This is a genomic window from Geodermatophilus sp. SYSU D00703 (assembly GCF_054050155.1).
The window spans coordinates 17,344-32,751 of the sequence record NZ_JBJGYU010000020.1 but is presented as its reverse complement, the minus strand read 5'-3'; the positions used below and the strand labels follow the sequence as shown (position 1 = coordinate 32,751).

General features: G+C 74.4%; 13 protein-coding genes. 1 reads left to right on the top strand and 12 read right to left on the bottom strand.

Annotation, left to right across the window (positions count from 1 at the left end):
- Nucleotide 1 precedes the first annotated feature (1 nt).
- The 12 genes from metK to pyrR form a co-directional block, all read right to left on the bottom strand.
- Nucleotides 2-1,198: a methionine adenosyltransferase gene (gene metK, locus ACI782_RS17740; RefSeq protein ID WP_456911391.1), complete on the bottom strand. Its 1,197-nt coding sequence runs from the start codon at nt 1,196-1,198 to the stop codon at nt 2-4.
- A gap of 110 nt (nt 1,199-1,308) precedes the next feature.
- Complete coding sequence (gene coaBC, locus ACI782_RS17735) at nt 1,309-2,520, bottom strand: bifunctional phosphopantothenoylcysteine decarboxylase/phosphopantothenate--cysteine ligase CoaBC (RefSeq protein ID WP_456911390.1); 1,212 nt, start codon at nt 2,518-2,520, stop codon at nt 1,309-1,311.
- A 181-nt stretch (nt 2,521-2,701) separates the two neighbouring features.
- Nucleotides 2,702-2,965 carry a DNA-directed RNA polymerase subunit omega gene (gene rpoZ, locus ACI782_RS17730; RefSeq protein WP_012949163.1) on the bottom strand — a complete coding sequence of 88 codons (264 nt, stop codon included), beginning with the start codon at nt 2,963-2,965 and terminating at the stop codon, nt 2,702-2,704.
- A 59-nt stretch (nt 2,966-3,024) separates the two neighbouring features.
- Nucleotides 3,025-3,636 (bottom strand): guanylate kinase, encoded by a 612-nt coding sequence (gene gmk / locus ACI782_RS17725; RefSeq protein WP_456911389.1) that lies wholly within the window; start codon nt 3,634-3,636, stop codon nt 3,025-3,027.
- 40 nt (nt 3,637-3,676) lie between these two features.
- A complete protein-coding gene (gene mihF, locus ACI782_RS17720; protein ID WP_456911388.1) occupies nt 3,677-4,027 on the bottom strand; it encodes an integration host factor, actinobacterial type in 351 nt (116 codons plus the stop codon).
- 342 nt (nt 4,028-4,369) lie between these two features.
- Nucleotides 4,370-5,281, bottom strand: coding sequence for an orotidine-5'-phosphate decarboxylase (pyrF, locus tag ACI782_RS17715; protein ID WP_456911387.1), 912 nt, complete (start codon nt 5,279-5,281; stop codon nt 4,370-4,372).
- A gap of 73 nt (nt 5,282-5,354) precedes the next feature.
- On the bottom strand, nt 5,355-6,740 hold the full coding sequence (locus tag ACI782_RS17710) for a dihydroorotate oxidase (protein WP_456911386.1): 1,386 nt from the start codon (nt 6,738-6,740) through the stop codon (nt 5,355-5,357).
- Nucleotides 6,737-10,063 (bottom strand): carbamoyl-phosphate synthase large subunit, encoded by a 3,327-nt coding sequence (gene carB, locus ACI782_RS17705; protein WP_456911385.1) that lies wholly within the window; start codon nt 10,061-10,063, stop codon nt 6,737-6,739. Before carB ends, ACI782_RS17710 begins: the two co-directional genes overlap by 4 nt.
- The gene (gene carA / locus ACI782_RS17700; RefSeq protein WP_456911384.1) at nt 10,063-11,232 is read right to left on the bottom strand and encodes a glutamine-hydrolyzing carbamoyl-phosphate synthase small subunit; all 1,170 of its coding nucleotides are present in this window, start codon (nt 11,230-11,232) and stop codon (nt 10,063-10,065) included. Before carA ends, carB begins: the two co-directional genes overlap by 1 nt.
- Before the next feature lie 96 nt (nt 11,233-11,328).
- Complete coding sequence (locus ACI782_RS17695) at nt 11,329-12,615, bottom strand: dihydroorotase (RefSeq protein ID WP_456911383.1); 1,287 nt, start codon at nt 12,613-12,615, stop codon at nt 11,329-11,331.
- On the bottom strand, nt 12,612-13,532 hold the full coding sequence (locus tag ACI782_RS17690; RefSeq protein WP_456911382.1) for an aspartate carbamoyltransferase catalytic subunit: 921 nt from the start codon (nt 13,530-13,532) through the stop codon (nt 12,612-12,614). Before ACI782_RS17690 ends, ACI782_RS17695 begins: the two co-directional genes overlap by 4 nt.
- Entirely contained in the window at nt 13,529-14,152 is a 624-nt protein-coding gene (gene pyrR / locus ACI782_RS17685; RefSeq protein WP_456911381.1) for a bifunctional pyr operon transcriptional regulator/uracil phosphoribosyltransferase PyrR, read from the bottom strand. The genes ACI782_RS17690 and pyrR overlap by 4 nt, the downstream gene beginning before the upstream one ends.
- A gap of 218 nt (nt 14,153-14,370) precedes the next feature.
- On the opposite strand from pyrR, the gene bldD reads away from it, so the two are divergent.
- Entirely contained in the window at nt 14,371-14,922 is a 552-nt protein-coding gene (bldD, locus tag ACI782_RS17680) for a transcriptional regulator BldD (protein ID WP_091217936.1), read from the top strand.
- Nucleotides 14,923-15,408: the final 486 nt, after the last annotated feature.

Sequence of the window (15,408 nt, the reverse complement as noted above, 5' to 3'; positions counted from 1 at the left end):
CTCAGACCCCGGCGGCCGAGCGGAGGGCGTCGACGCGGTCGAGCCGCTCCCAGGGCAGTTCGACGTCCGTGCGGCCGAAGTGGCCGTAGGCGGCCGTCGGCGCGTAGATCGGCCGCAGCAGGTCCAGGTCGCGGACGATCGCGCCGGGACGCAGGTCGAACACCGTGCCGACCGCCTTCTCCAGCACGTCGTCGGGGACCACGCCGGTGCCGAAGGTCTCGACGAACAGGCCGACCGGGTGCGCCGCGCCGATCGCGTAGGCCACCTGGACCTCGCAGCGGCGGGCCAGGCCCGCGGCGACGACGTTCTTGGCCACCCAGCGCATCGCGTAGGCGCCGGAGCGGTCGACCTTCGACGGGTCCTTGCCGGAGAACGCCCCGCCGCCGTGGCGGGCCATGCCGCCGTAGGTGTCGACGATGATCTTGCGACCGGTCAGCCCGGCGTCGCCCATGGGGCCGCCGATGACGAACTTCCCGGTGGGGTTCACCAGCAGCCGGTACCCGGCGGTCGGCAGGCCGAGGGCGGCCAGCTCCGGCTCGACCACCAGTTCCTGGACGTCGGGGGTGAGCAGTTGCTCGATCGAGATGTCCTCGGCGTGCTGCGAGGAGACCACCACGGTGTCGACGCCGACCGGGCGGTCGTCCTCGTAGACGACGGTGACCTGGGTCTTGCCGTCGGGCCGCAGGTAGGGCACCGAGCCGTCCTTGCGGACCGCGGACAGCCGCCGCGACAGCCGGTGCGCCAGCGCGATCGGCAGTGGCATCAGCTCGGGGGTCTCGTCGGTGGCGTAGCCGAACATGAGGCCCTGGTCGCCGGCGCCCTGGCGCTCGATCTCGTCCTCGGTCGTGCCGGACGTGCGGGCCTCGTAGGCGGTGTCGACGCCCTGGGCGATGTCCGGGGACTGCGAGCCGATCGAGACGCTGACCCCGCAGGAGGCGCCGTCGAAGCCCTTGCGGGAGGAGTCGTAGCCGATGCCGAGGATCGTCCGGCGGACGATGTCGGCGATGTCGACGTACCCGGCGGTGGTGACCTCGCCGGCGATGTGGACCTGGCCGGTGGTGATCAGGGTCTCGACGGCGACCCGGCTGCGCGGGTCCTGCTCGAGCATGGCGTCGAGGATCGAGTCGCTGATCTGGTCGGCGATCTTGTCCGGGTGGCCCTCGGTCACCGACTCGGACGTGAAGAGACGGCGTGGCACTCGGGGCTCCTAGCGTTCGGGAACGGGTGGGCCCTCGCCGCGGGAGCGAGGGACATCGGGCCCACGGTACCGGCGCGCCACCGCGGCGGCGTGCTGCGCCGCCGGGTCGCTCAGGGCAGCCGGGCGGCCACCACGGCCCAGATCGCCGCCGCGACGGCGTCCTTGCCGCCCTCGGGGACCTCCGTGGCGGTCCCGTCGGCGGCGAGGACGACCGCGGCGTTGTCCGGCCGGCCGAAGACCCGCCCGCCGGACACGTCGTTGACCACGAGCAGGTCGCAGCCCTTGCGGGCGAGTTTCGCCCGCGCGTGGGTGAGGACGTCGGCCTCGTCGTCCCCGGTCTCGGCCGCGAAGCCGACGACCAGCTGGCCGGGCCGGCGCTTGGTGACCAGCTCGGCCAGGACGTCGGGGTTGCGCACCAGCGGCACCGCGCTGGGCTCGGCGGCGCTGTCCTTCTTCAGCTTGGTCCCCGCGACGGTCGCCGGCCGGAAGTCGGCCACGGCCGCGGACATGACCACGACGTCGGCGTCCGGGGACTCGACCAGCATCGCCGTCCGCAGCTCCTCGGCCGTCCCCACGGGGACGACGCGGACGCCGAACGGGGCAGGCAGCTCGACGTTGGCCGCGACGAGCACCACCTCCGCGCCGCGGGCGGCGGCGACCCGGGCCAGCGCCCAACCCTGCCGGCCCGACGAGCGGTTGCCGAGGTAGCGCACCGGGTCCAGCGGCTCGCGGGTGCCGCCGGCGCTGATCACGACCCGCCGTCCGGCGAGGTCCCGGGCGAGCGCGGCGGGGCCCTCGGTGAGGACCACGGTCGCCAGGATGGCGATGTCGGCGGGCTCGGGCAGCCGCCCGGGCCCGGAGTCGGGACCGGTCAGCCGCCCGACGGCCGGCGGGAGCACGATCGCGCCGCGCCGGCGCAGGGTCGCGACGTTGTCCTGGGTGGCCGGGTGCAGCCACATCTCGGTGTGCATGGCCGGCGCGAAGACCACCGGGCAGCGCGCGGTGAGCAGCGTGGCGGTGAGCAGGTCGTCGGCCCGGCCGGCCGCTGCCCGGGCCAGCAGGTCGGCGGTGGCGGGGGCGACGACGACGAGGTCGGCGGTCTGCCCGATGCGCACGTGGGCCACCTGGTCGACGTCGGACCAGACGCCGGTGGTGACCGGGTTGCCCGACAGGGCCTCGAAGGTCGCCGCACCCACGAAGTTCAGCGCGGACGGGGTCGGGACGACCCGGACGTCGTGCCCGGCCTCGGTGAACGCGCGCAGCAGGAGGGCCGCCTTGTAGGCGGCCACGCCCCCGCTGACGCCCAGGACGATCCTCGCCATGCGCTCATCCTCCCCAGACACGACGACGCCCCCGGAGACAACCGGAGGCGCCATCACAACGAGGTGCTGGAACGGCTCCTCTGCAGGGGCCCGCGCCGAGCCTGCGAGGCGTGGGGGGCAGTCGAAGGGCCCCGCCCTCCCCGCCCTTCGCACGCTCAGGCCGGGCCCCTGGGCGGGGCCCTCAGTTCTCGCCGGCGGTGTGGGTGAGCAGGCCCTCGTTGATCTCGCGCAGCGCGATCGAGAGCGGCTTCTCCTGGGGGGCGGTGTCGACCAGCGGGCCGACGTACTCCAGCAGGCCCTCGGAGAGCTGGCTGTAGTAGGCGTTGATCTGCCGCGCGCGCTTGGCGGCGAAGATCACCAGGCCGTACTTGCTGCTGGTGCGCTCGAGCAGCTCGTCGATCGGCGGGTTGGTGATGCCCTCGGGGGCGGGTGCGACTCCGGACACGGGCGGGCGTGCTCCTTGCGATCGTCAGGCGGGAGTGTCGGGCGGCGGGACCGGGCCCGTCACTCTGACGCGTCGCTGCTCGGAACGGTGCCGGGCGACGGCGCAGTCAACAATCCTACCAACTCGTCGGCGGCCCGGGCCACGTCGTCGTTGACCACCACCACGTCGAACTCCCCCGCGGCGTCCAGCTCCGCCTGCGCGATCGCCAGCCGGCGCTCCTGCACCGCCGGGGGTTCGGAGCCGCGGCCGGCGAGCCGGCTCACCAGTTCGGCCCACGAGGGCGGGGCCAGGAAGACCAGCTGCGCGTCGGCGTCGCGGGCGCGGACCTGACGCGCGCCCTGCAGCTCGATCTCCAGCAGGGCCGGCGCCCCGGCGGCGAGTCGCTCGCGCACCGGGGCGACCGGCGTGCCGTAGCGGTTGCCGGCGTACTCGGCCCACTCGAGGAGCCCGTCCTCGGCGATCAGCCGGTCGAACGCGGCATCGGTGACGAAGTGGTAGTGCACCCCGTCGACCTCACCGGGGCGGGGCCGCCGGGTGGTGGCCGACACCGACACCCACACGCCCGGGTGCCGGCGCCGGACCTCCGCCACGACCGTGCCCTTGCCGACCCCCGACGGGCCGGAGAGCACGGTCAGCCGTGCCGGGGTGCGTTCCTCGGCGCCACTCGCCACTCGTCGTCGTCCTCGGCCTCCGGGTGCCTCGTCGAGCGGGTCAGCCCTCCGCGGAGCCCTGTTCGGCGGCGACCTTCTCGCCACCGAACTCCGCTTCGAGGGCCCTGCGCTGGTTGGCACCCAGGCCGCGCACCCGGCGGGTCGGGGAGATCTCGAGCCGCTCCATGATCTTGGCAGCCCGCGCCTTGCCGACTCCCGGCAGGGACTCCAGGACGGCGGAGACGCGCATCTTGCCGATGACCTCGTCGGTCTCCCCCTGGCGGAGGACGTCGCCGACGGTGGCGCCCTTGCTCTTGAGCCGCTCCCGCAGCTCGGCACGGGTCTTGCGGGCCGCTGCGGCCTTCTCCAGTGCGGCGGCGCGCTGTTCGGGGGTCAGGTCAGGAAGGGGCATGGTGCGACCCAATCGTGTCGTCGCCGGCGCTCGTCTCGACCGGCGGGGCTCGGTGCGGTGTCGGGGCCGGGGCTCTCTGCTGAGCCCGACCGCCAACCTAGTTCCCGTATATGTGCAGGTCACGCCCACTCGGAGCGCCAGATTCCAGCATTCGGTGACCTGGCGTTCACCCAGTGTCGCAGAATCCGGTGACCGTGCGTCATACCCGCAGGTCGAAGGCCGTTCCGCGCGGCTCCGGGTTTCCGGACGCTCTCGTCCGACACACCGTGGACGACACGCCGACACGTCCCGGAAACCGCAGGTCCAGGCGGGGAGCGACCGCTGTTGCATCCCGCAACGGGCTCAACCGGCGAGCTCGGTGGCCCATCGGTCGGCCGCGGCCCGCAGGGCGGCGGCGTCCGGACCGGCGGCGAGCACGTCCCGCGAGACGGTGGGGACGACGGCGGCGTCCGCCCCGAACAGCCGCCGCAGGTCGGCCACCGACCCGCCCTGGGCGCCCAGGCCGGGGGCCAGCACGGGGCCGCCCAGGCCGGCGAGGTCGACGTCCAGCTCGGGCAGCGTGGCGCCGACGACGACGCCGAAGGAGCCGGTGGCCGCCCCGAACCGGCTGCCCACCGGAAGGGCCCCGTCCTCCCCACCCTTCGCGGGCTCAGGGCGGGGCCGTCGGAGCGGCGGCACGTCCCCGACGACCCAGCCGGGGGTGTTCCAGCCCCGGACGGTGTCGACGACGACCTGCGCGACCGACCGGTCCCCCACGACCGCGTGCTGCAGCGTTCCCGCGTCCGGGTTGGAGGTGCGGGCCAGCACGAACAGCCCCCCGCCGTGCTGCCGGGCGGTGTCGACGGCCGGCTGCAGCGAGCCGGGGCCGAGGTAGGGGCTGACCGTCATCGCGTCGGCGTACAGCGGGTGGCCGGGGCGGAGGTGGTCGGCGTAGGCGTCCATGGTCGAGCCGATGTCCCCGCGCTTGGCGTCGAGCAGCACTAGGGCGCCGGCGGCGCGGGCGCGGGCGACGGCGTCCTCCAGCACGGCCAGCCCGCGGGAGCCGTGCCGCTCGTAGAAGGCCAGCTGCGGCTTGAGGACGGCGACGGTGCCGGCGAGGGCGTCCACGACCGCGTCGGTGAACCGGGCGAGGCCCTCGGGACCGTCGGGCAGCCCCCAGCGCTCCAGCAGGGACACGTGCGGGTCGATGCCCACGCACAGCGGCCCGCGGGCGGCGACGGCGTCGGCGAGCCGCTGCCCGAACGGCGCGGTCACGAGCTCTCCTCGCTGGCGCTCGTCGACCTCGTGCGCGGCGCTGCTGTGCTCGTGCGTGACCTCGCCAGCTCGGTCACGAGGCCTCCACCGCGCGCGGCAGCGTGTTGCCCAGCGCCGCGATGCAGTCGCGGGCCAGGTACGGGTCGGCGAAGGCACCCGACGCCGACTGCACCGCGTCGGCGCCGGCGGCGAACAGCGCCGCGCACGAAGCCGGGTCGGTCACCCCGCCCATCGCCAGGACGTCGAAGGAGGCGCCGCCGGCCTCTCGCAGCGTGACCAGGCGTCGGGTGAAGTCGAGCGCGGACTCCCGGACGGCGACCCCGGACAGCCCGGCCAGCTCCCGGCCGGGGAAGGTCGGCGCGCCGTCGCCGCGGCGGACCCGGCTCTGCAGCGTGTTGATGCCCGCGACGCCGTGGACAAGCGGCACGATCCGGGGCACCAGCGCGGCCAGGGCGGGCTCGTCCAGCCAGGCGAGCTTGGCGACCAGCCCGGTGCGGTCGTCCAGCGCCCGCCGCACGCCCTCGACGACGGCGACCGTGGCGTCGGCGTCCAGGCACAGCGGCGGCCGCACCCCGGCCGCGGAGCGGTCCAGCGTGTTGGGGCAGGACAGGTTCAGCTCCACGACGGGCGCACCGGCCTCCTGGGCCAGCAGCGCCGTCCGCACGAAGTCGTCGACCAGGGCGGGCAGCCCGGCCCCGTCGACGTCCTCCCCCATGACGCTGACCAGGAGCAGTTGGTCGTCGCCCAGCACGGCCAGCGACCGCTCCAGGTCCGGCCCCCACTCCTCCGGGGCCAGCGACGGGACGCCGAAGGAGTTCACCGTGCTGACCTGCGGGGAGCCCGGCGCGACCCAGTCCCACGGGTCGGCGGTCACCTCGGCGGTCGCGCCCGGCGGGAGGCTCGCGGTCTCCCGGGCGGCGAAGACCCAGTTGGGCTGCCGGTTGGGCTCATGGGCCCGGCTGCGGACGGTCTTGTAGGTCAGGACGCTGTAGCCGTTGCCCGCGAAGTGGCGCACCCAGGCCTCGCCGCCGTTCAGCACGCACGCCGGCACCCCGATCGGGAAGCCGACCTCCCGGCCGAGGACCCGCCAGCGCCGTCCGGCCGCGACCGGCCGCTCGGGCAGCCGGGGGCCGAGCGGCGTGGCGAGGTTGTCCCGGTAGGAGCCCAGGACGTCGTAGGCCGGCGTCCGGACCCCGGAGGCCGCCAGCACCCCGGCGTGCCCGGCGAAGAACAGCACCCGGGTCAGCAGGGGCAGGTCCGCGTCGTCGGCGTCCCCGGACGCGAGCCGGGCGGCCAGCCCCCGGGCCGCCGCCGCCAGCGCGTCGAGCTCCCGCTGCGGCGGCCGCGCGAACCGGGTGACCCCGGCCAGGAAGGCGTCGGGCAGCCCGTCGACCAGCCCGCGGCCGACCAGGTCCTCGCGCACCCGGGCGACGGCGGAGACCGCCGGTGCCGTGGTCACGAGCGGGACGCCGCAGCCAGCGCGGCGTGCACCTCCTGGAGGCTGCGCACGCCGACGCCGCCCCGGCGCAGCGCCTCGATGCCCTGCACCGCCGCCGCCAGCCCCTGCACCGTGGTGATCGACGGGACGCCCTGGCTGACCGCCGCCGTCCGGATCTCGTAGCCGTCCAGCCGCGGCCCGCTGTTGCCCGGCGACCCGAAGGGGGTGTTGACCACGATGTCGACGTCCCCGGCGAGGATCCGCTCGACGACGTTGCCGGGGCCCTCGCTGAACTTGCCGACCACCTCGCAGTCCACGCCGTTGCGCCGCAGCACCTGCGCGGTGCCGGAGGTGGCCAGCACCCGGAAGCCGAGGTCGGCCAGCCGCTTGACCGGGAAGATCGCCGAGCGCTTGTCCCGGTTGGCCAGCGAGACGAACACGGTGCCCTCCACCGGCAGCGGGCCGTAGGCGGCCGCCTGCGACTTGGCGAACGCCGTCCCGAAGCCGGTGTCGAGGCCCATGACCTCGCCGGTGGACTTCATCTCCGGGCCGAGCACGGTGTCGACGTTCTGCCCCTCGACGGTGCGGAACCGGTGGAAGGGCAGCACCGCCTCCTTGACCGCGATCGGCACGTCCGCGGGCAGGTCGGCGCCGTCGCCGGTGGCCGGGAGCACCCCGGCCGCGCGGAGGTCGCCGATCGACTGCCCCACCGCGATGCGCGCGGCGGCCTTGGCCAGCTGGACGGCGGTCGCCTTCGACACGAACGGCACCGTGCGGCTGGCCCGGGGGTTGGCCTCGAGCACGTAGAGGATGTCGTCCTTCACCGCGTACTGGACGTTGAGCAGCCCACGGACGCCGATCCGGGCCGCCAACAGCTCGGTGGCCCGGCGGATGCGGACCAGGTCGGTGGCGCCGAGGGTGATCGGCGGCAGCGCGCAGGCGGAGTCACCGGAGTGGATGCCGGCCTCCTCGATGTGCTCCATGACGCCGCCGAGGTAGAGCTCGGAGCCGTCGTAGAGCGCGTCGACGTCGACCTCGACGGCGTCCTCGAGGAACCGGTCGACCAGCACCGGGTGCTCGGGGCTGACGTCGGTGGCCTTGGCGATGTACGCCTCCAGCGTCGCGTCGTCGTAGACGATCTCCATGCCGCGCCCGCCGAGCACGTAGGAGGGCCGGACCAGCACCGGGTAGCCGATGCCGGCGGCGATCCCGCGCGCCTCGGCGAAGGTCGTCGCCGTGCCGTGCTTGGGAGCGAGCAGGCCGGTGTCGGCCAGCACGCGGGAGAAGGCGCCGCGGTCCTCGGCGGCGTCGATCGACTCCGGCGAGGTGCCCAGCACGGGGACGCCGGCGTCCTTGAGCCGCTGCGCCAGGCCCAGCGGCGTCTGCCCGCCGAGGGTGCAGACGACCCCGGCGACCGGTCCGGCGGCGCGCTCGGCCTCGTAGACCTCGAGGACGTCCTCGAAGGTCAGCGGCTCGAAGTACAGCCGGTCGGCGGTGTCGTAGTCGGTGGAGACGGTCTCCGGGTTGCAGTTGACCATCACCGCCTCGTAGCCGGCGTCCTGCAACGCCTGGACGGCGTGCACGCAGGAGTAGTCGAACTCGATGCCCTGCCCGATCCGGTTCGGCCCGGAGCCGAGGATCAGCACCGCCGGCCGCTCCCGCGGCTCGACCTCGGTCTCCTCGTCGTAGGAGGAGTAGTGGTACGGGGTGCGGGCGGCGAACTCGGCGGCGCAGGTGTCGACGGTCTTGAAGACCGGCCGGATGCCCAGCCGCCGGCGCAGCGTCCGGACGCCGTCCTCCCCGGCCAGCTCCGGCCGCAGGGACGCGATCTGCCGGTCGGACAGGCCGTGCCGCTTGGCGCGCCGGAGCAGCTCGGGGGTGAGCGCCGGCGCCTCGCGGACCTCCCGGCCGACCTCGGCGACCAGGGCGATCTGGTCGACGAACCACGGGTCGAACCCGCTGGCCGCGGCGACCTGCTCGACGGTGGCGCCGGCCGACAGCGCCCGCTCGGCCAGGTAGAGCCGGCCGTCGACCGGGGTGCGCAGCGCCTCGAGCAGCTCCTCGGCGCCTGCTCCGGCGGCGTCTCCGCCCGACCCACCGCCCCCGGCCGGACCCGTCCAGAAGCCCGCGACCTTCGTCTCGGTGGACCGCATCGCCTTGCCCAGCGCCTCGGGGAAGTTGCGGCCCAGCGCCATGACCTCGCCGACGCTCTTCATCGTCGTGGTCAGCCGCGGGTCGGCCCCGGGGAACTTCTCGAACGCGAACCGCGGGATCTTGACGACGACATAGTCCAGCGTCGGCTCGAAGGCGGCCGGGGTGACGCCGGTGATGTCGTTGGTGATCTCGTCGAGGGTGTAGCCGATGGCGAGCTTCGCGGCGATCTTCGCGATCGGGAAGCCGGTGGCCTTCGACGCCAGCGCCGACGACCGCGACACCCGCGGGTTCATCTCGATGACGACCAGCCGCCCGGTCTCCGGGTGCACGGCGAACTGGATGTTGCAGCCGCCGGTGTCCACGCCGACCTCCCGCAGCACCGCGATGCCGACGTCGCGCATCCGCTGGTACTCGCGGTCGGTGAGCGTCATCGCGGGGGCCACGGTCACCGAGTCGCCGGTGTGCACGCCCATCGCGTCGACGTTCTCGATCGAGCAGATGACGACCACGTTGTCGCTGCGGTCGCGCATGAGCTCGAGCTCGTACTCCTTCCAGCCGAGCACCGACTCCTCGATGAGGACGGTGTGCACCGGGGAGTCGGCGAGCCCGTGCCCGGCCATGCGGCGCAGCATCGCCTCGTCGGTGGCGATGCCCGAGCCCAGGCCGCCCATGGTGAACGACGGCCGGATGACCACCGGGTACCCGACCTCGGCGGCGGTCTCCAGCGCCTCGTCGATGCTCGCGCAGACCTTCGACCGGGGGGCGTCGGCGCCGATCGACCGGACGATGTCCTTGAACATCTGCCGGTCCTCGCCGCGGTTGATCGCGTCGACGTCGGCACCGATCAGCCGGACGCCGTACTTCTCGAGGACGCCGTTCTCGTACAGCCCGATGGCGATGTTGAGGGCGGTCTGCCCGCCGAGGGTGGCCAGCAGCGCGTCGGGGCGCTCCTTGGCGATGACCTTCTCGACGAACTCCGGCGTCAGCGGCTCGACGTAGGTGGCGTCGGCGACGTCGGGGTCGGTCATGATCGTCGCCGGGTTGCTGTTGACCAGGCTGACCCGCAGCCCCTCGGCCTTGAGCACCCGGCACGCCTGGGTGCCGGAGTAGTCGAACTCGGCGGCCTGGCCGATGAGGATCGGCCCGGAGCCGATCACCATCACGTGGTGGATGTCGGTGCGCTTGGGCATCAGGCGCTCTTCTCCCCCGTGCTGTGCTCCACGACGGGAGGCGGGCTGACGGCGTCCCCGCCCTGGCGGGCGGACTCCATGAGGTCCACGAACCGCTGGAACAGCGGTGCCGCGTCGTGCGGGCCGGCGGCGGACTCCGGGTGGAACTGCACGCTGAACGCGGGGGCGTCCACCAGGCGCAGGCCCTCGACGACGTCGTCGTTGAGGCCCACGTGGCTGACCTCGACCCGCCCGTAGGGGGTGTCGGTCGGCCGGTCCAGCGGCGCGTCGACGGCGAAGCCGTGGTTGTGGCTGGTCACCCGGACCGTGCCGCTGACCCGGTCGAGCACCGGCTGGTTGAGGCCGCGGTGGCCGAAGCGCAGCTTGTAGGTGCCCAGGCCCAGCGCCCGGCCGAGGATCTGGTTGCCGAAGCAGATGCCGAACAGCGGCCGGCCGGCGTCGAGCACGCCGCGGACGGCCTCGACGGCGTAGTCCGCGGCGGCCGGGTCGCCCGGACCGTTGGAGAGGAAGACCCCGTCGGGGCCGGCGGCGAGCAGGTCCTCGGCGGTGGCGGTCGCCGGCAGCACGCGCGTCTCGACGCCGAGCTCGGCCAGGTGCCGCGGGGTGGCGGTCTTGATGCCGAGGTCGAGGGCGGCGATGGTGAACCGCTTCTCCCCCACCGCAGGGACGACGTAGGGGTCGTTCGCGGTGACCGCGGGCGCCAGGTCGGCCCCGGTCATGCTCTCCGAGGCCTGCACCCGGGTGAGCAGCTCCTCGACCGACAGCCCCTCGCTGCTGATGCCGGCGCGCATCGCGCCGCGCTCGCGCAGGTGGCGGGTGAGCGCCCGGGTGTCGATCCCGCTGATGCCGACGACGCCCTGCGCGACCAGTTCGTCGTCCAGGCTGCCGGTGGCCCGCCAGTTGGCCGGGCGCCGGGCGGGGTCGCGCACGACGAAGCCGGCCACCCACATGCGGCGGCTCTCGTCGTCCTCCCCGTTCACCCCGGTGTTGCCGATGTGCGGAGCGGTCATCACGACGATCTGCCGGGCGTAGCTGGGGTCGGTCAGCGTCTCCTGGTAGCCGGTCATGCCGGTGGCGAACACCGCCTCGCCGAGCGTCGTCCCGACCGCGCCGTAGGACTCGCCCCGGAACGTCCTGCCGTCCTCGAGGACCAGCAGCGCCTCACTCACCTGATCGCCTTCCCGTCCATGCCCCGGCGAGATCGGCGATCTCGCTCGGTTCCCCTGTGCGAGCGCGCGAGATCGCCGATCTCGCCGTCCGGGCCGTCAACGCTGCGCCTTCCCGTCCAGCACGGTCGGCGTCCCCCGCAGGAACGTCGCGACCACCCGGCCGGGGAGCTCCCGGCCGGCATAGGGGCTGTTGCGGCTGCGGCTGGCCAGCGCGGCCGGGTCGACGGCGGCCCGGGCGGCGGGGTCGAGCAGCAGCAGGTTGGCCGGCTCGCCCGGGGCGAGCGGGCGGCCGTGCCCGTCGAGGCGACCGATGGCGGCCGGGCGGGCGGACATCCGGTCGGCGACGCCGCGCCAGTCGAGCAGGCCGGTGTCGACCATGGTGTCGATCACCACCGACAGCGCCTGCTCCAGCCCGACCATCCCGGGCCGGGCCTGCGCCCACTCGCACTCCTTGTCCTCCATCGCGTGGGGGGCGTGGTCGGTGGCGACGGCGTCGATCGTGCCGTCGGCCAGACCGGACCGCACGGCTGCCACATCGGCGTCCGTCCGGAGCGGCGGGTTGACCTTGAACACCGGGTCGTAGCTCTCGGCGCACTCGTCGGTGAGCAGCAGGTGGTGCGGGGTGACCTCGGCGGTGACCTGCACGCCGCGCGACTTCGCCCAGCGGAGGATCTCCACCGAGCCCGCCGTCGAGACGTGGCAGACGTGCAGCCGCGCACCGACGTGCTCGGCGAGCAGCACGTCGCGGGCGATGATCGCCTCCTCGGCGGCCGCCGGCCAGCCGGTGAGGCCCAGGCGCGCGGACCGGTCGCCCTCGTGCATCTGCGCGCCGAGGGTCAGCCGCGGCTCCTCGGCGTGCTGGGCGACGACGCCGTCCAGCGCCTTCACGTACTCCAGCGCCCGCCGCATGAGCGCGGGGTCGGCGACGCAGTGCCCGTCGTCGGAGAACACCCGGACCCGCGCGGCGGAGTCGGCCATGGCCCCGAGCTCGGCCAACCGCTCCCCGGCCAGCCCGACGGTCACCGCCCCGACCGGGACGACGTCCACCAGCCCGGCCTGCTGGCCCAGCCGCCACACCTGCTCCACGACGCCGGCGGTGTCGGCGACCGGGTCGGTGTTGGCCATGGCGTGCACCGCGGTGTAGCCGCCCAGCGCGGCGGCCCGGCTGCCGGTCTCGACGGTCTCGGCGTCCTCCCGGCCCGGCTCGCGCAGGTGGGTGTGCAGGTCGACCAGGCCGGGCAGGGCGACCAGCCCGGCGGCGTCGACGACGTCGGCGCCGGGAACCGACAGCGACTCCCCGATCGCGGCGATCCGGCCGTCCTCGAACAAGATGTCGGCGGCGTCCTCGCCGTAGGGCCGCGCCCCTCGGATCAGGACGGTCATGAGGGGGCGCCTCCCAGCAGCAGGTAGAGCACGGCCATGCGCACGGAGACCCCGTTGCCGACCTGCTCGACGATCGTGGAGCGGGCGGAGTCGGCCACCTCGGCGGCGATCTCCATCCCGCGGTTCATCGGACCCGGGTGCATGACGATCGCGTCGTCGCCGAGCACCGCCATGCGCCGCGCGTCGAGGCCGTAGCGGCGGCTGTACTCGCGGGCGCTGGGGAAGAACGAGGCGTTCATCCGCTCGGCCTGGACCCGCAGCATCATCACGACGTCGGCCTTGGGCAGGACGGCGTCGAGGTCGTAGGAGACCTCCGCCGGCCAACTCCCGACGCCGACCGGCAGCAGGGTCGGCGGGGCGACCAGGGTGACCTCCGCGCCGAGGGTGTCCAGCAGCCGCACGTTGGAGCGGGCCACCCGGCTGTGCAGGACGTCGCCGACGACGGCCACCCGCACGCCCTCGAGCCGGCCGAGCCGGTGCCGGATCGTGTAGGCGTCCAGCAGGGCCTGCGTGGGGTGCTCGTGGGTCCCGTCGCCCGCGTTGACGACGCTGCCCCGGACCCAGGTCGCCAGCCGGTGCGGCGCCCCCGAGGCGCTGTGCCGGACGACGACCGCGTCGGACCCCATCGCCTCCAGCGTCAGCGCGGTGTCCTTGAGGCTCTCGCCCTTGGAGACGCTGCTCCCCTTGGCCGAGAAGTTGATGACGTCGGCCGACAGCCGCTTGGCGGCCAGCTCGAAGGAGATGCGGGTGCGGGTGGAGTCCTCGTAGAAGAGGTTGACCACCGTGCGGCCGCGCAGCGTCGGCAGCTTCTTGACCTCGCGGCCGGCCAGCGCCTGTTCGATCTGCGCGGCGGTGTCCAGCACCAGGGTCGCGTCGGCGCGGTCGAGGTCGGCGGCCTCCAGCAGGTGGCGCTTCACCGGGGGTCGCCCCCTTCGATCAGGAGCACCTCGTCGGCGCCGTCCACTTCGGTGAGGTGGACGCGCACCTGCTGGGTGCGGGCGGTGGGCACGTTCTTGCCCACGTAGTCGGCGCGGATCGGCAGCTCCCGGTGGCCGCGGTCGACGAGGACGGCGAGCCGCACCGCCCGCGGCCGGCCCAGGTCGCGCAGCGCGTCGAGCGCGGCCCGCACCGAGCGGCCGGAGTAGAGGACGTCGTCGACGAGCACGACCAGCCGGTCGTCGATGCCGGCCTCGGGCAGCGTCGTCGGCTCGAGCGCGCGGACGCCGCGCCGCCGCAGGTCGTCGCGGTAGAGGGTGATGTCGACGGTGCCGACGTCGACCGCCGTCCCGGAGAACGCCTCGATGCGGGCGGCCAGTCGGCGGGCCAGCGGGGCGCCGCGGGTCGGGATGCCGATCAGGACGACGTCGGACAGGCCGCCGTCTGCCGAGTCGGGGCTGGCCGACGCGGCGCGCTCGATGACCTGGTGGGCCATCCGGTCGAGGACGCGGGCCACGTCGGCGGCGGAGAGGAGTGCTGCGGCGGGCGCACCGGCGGACGCCGGTGCCGGACCCGGGGCAGGCTCGGGCGAGCTGGCCATGAGGCCTCCTTCCCCGCCTCACGGGACGGGTCGTTAAAGGAGTGGTCGGACCGGGCCCGACGGTACTGCACGACCGGATGTGACCCGCATCGCGGCTGGTTGCGCCACGATGTGGTGCCGATGCACCCGGAGGAGTGTCCTGGTGTCGCTCGCCCCGCTCGACCAGTACGCTCCGTGACGACAACTCGCCCACGACGACGCACAGTGAGCAGGAAGCGATGAGCACCGACTACTCACGGGCCCTCGGTGCCCGGCTCCGCGCCATCCGCAACCAGCAGGGGCTCTCGCTCCAGGGAGTCGAGGACAAGTCGCACGGTCGCTGGAAGGCCGTCGTGGTCGGCTCGTACGAGCGGGGCGACCGCGCGGTGACCGTCCAGCGCCTGTCCGAGCTGGCCGTCTTCTACGGCGTCCCGGTCTCCGAGCTCCTGCCCGACCCGCGGCCGAGCTCGGCGGTCACCTCGACGACCAAGATCGTGCTGAACCTCGAGTCGCTGGGCTCGCTGCCCGCCGACGAGGCCGGCCCGCTGGCCCGCTACGCCTCGACCATCCAGGCGCAGCGGCACGACTACAACGGCAAGGTGCTGTCCATCCGCGCCGAGGACCTCAAGTCGCTGGCGATCATCTACGACATGAGCCCCGACGAGCTGACCAGCCGGCTCATCGAGTGGGGGGTCCTGTCCCCCGGCATGGAGAGCGTCGTCGGCTTCGGTGGCGACGAGGACGAGGACGAGGTCAACCCCAACTGGGAGCGGCGCCGCACCCCGCGCTGAAGAAGGACGCCCAGAAGGACCCGTCGCCCCGCCGCTCGCGGGCTCGCGGCGGGACCCTGCGACAGGGCCACCGAACCGCTCGTAGGAGGACCCCTTCCTCCCCACCGCTCGCGAGCTCGCGGCGGTGCCCGGGAAGGGGCCGGGAGGGTCGCGACGGGGCCGGACGTGCGAGAGGCCCCGGACCACGTGGTCCGGGGCCTCTCGCACGTCCGGGGCTCCCCGGCTCGGCGACCACCCTGCATGGGGGGTGGGAAGTGTCGGTGGGTGCGCCTAGCGTCCGCGGCGTCGCACCGACCTCCGAGGAGCCCGCCATGTCCCTGCCCGACCCGGTCCCCGTCGTCCCGGACCGGGATCTCCTCCTCGCCGCTCGCCGGCGGGCCTCCCTGCGCCGCGCCCAGCGCCAGCGCTCGGCAGCCCGGGTCGCCGCCATGCTCGTGGCCGCGGGGCCCACTCAGGCCGAGGCCCCGCCCGCGGGGCGCGGTCGGG

Coding starts and splice junctions, on each gene's coding strand:
- coaBC (WP_456911390.1), bottom strand. CDS start 2,520: ATGGCGAGGATCGTCCTGGGCGTCAGCGGGGGCGTGGCCGCCTACAAG.
- mihF (WP_456911388.1), bottom strand. CDS start 4,027: ATGCCCCTTCCTGACCTGACCCCCGAACAGCGCGCCGCCGCACTGGAG.
- carB (WP_456911385.1), bottom strand. CDS start 10,063: ATGCCCAAGCGCACCGACATCCACCACGTGATGGTGATCGGCTCCGGG.
- ACI782_RS17695 (WP_456911383.1), bottom strand. CDS start 12,615: ATGACCGTCCTGATCCGAGGGGCGCGGCCCTACGGCGAGGACGCCGCC.
- pyrR (WP_456911381.1), bottom strand. CDS start 14,152: ATGGCCAGCTCGCCCGAGCCTGCCCCGGGTCCGGCACCGGCGTCCGCC.
- bldD (WP_091217936.1), top strand. CDS start 14,371: ATGAGCACCGACTACTCACGGGCCCTCGGTGCCCGGCTCCGCGCCATC.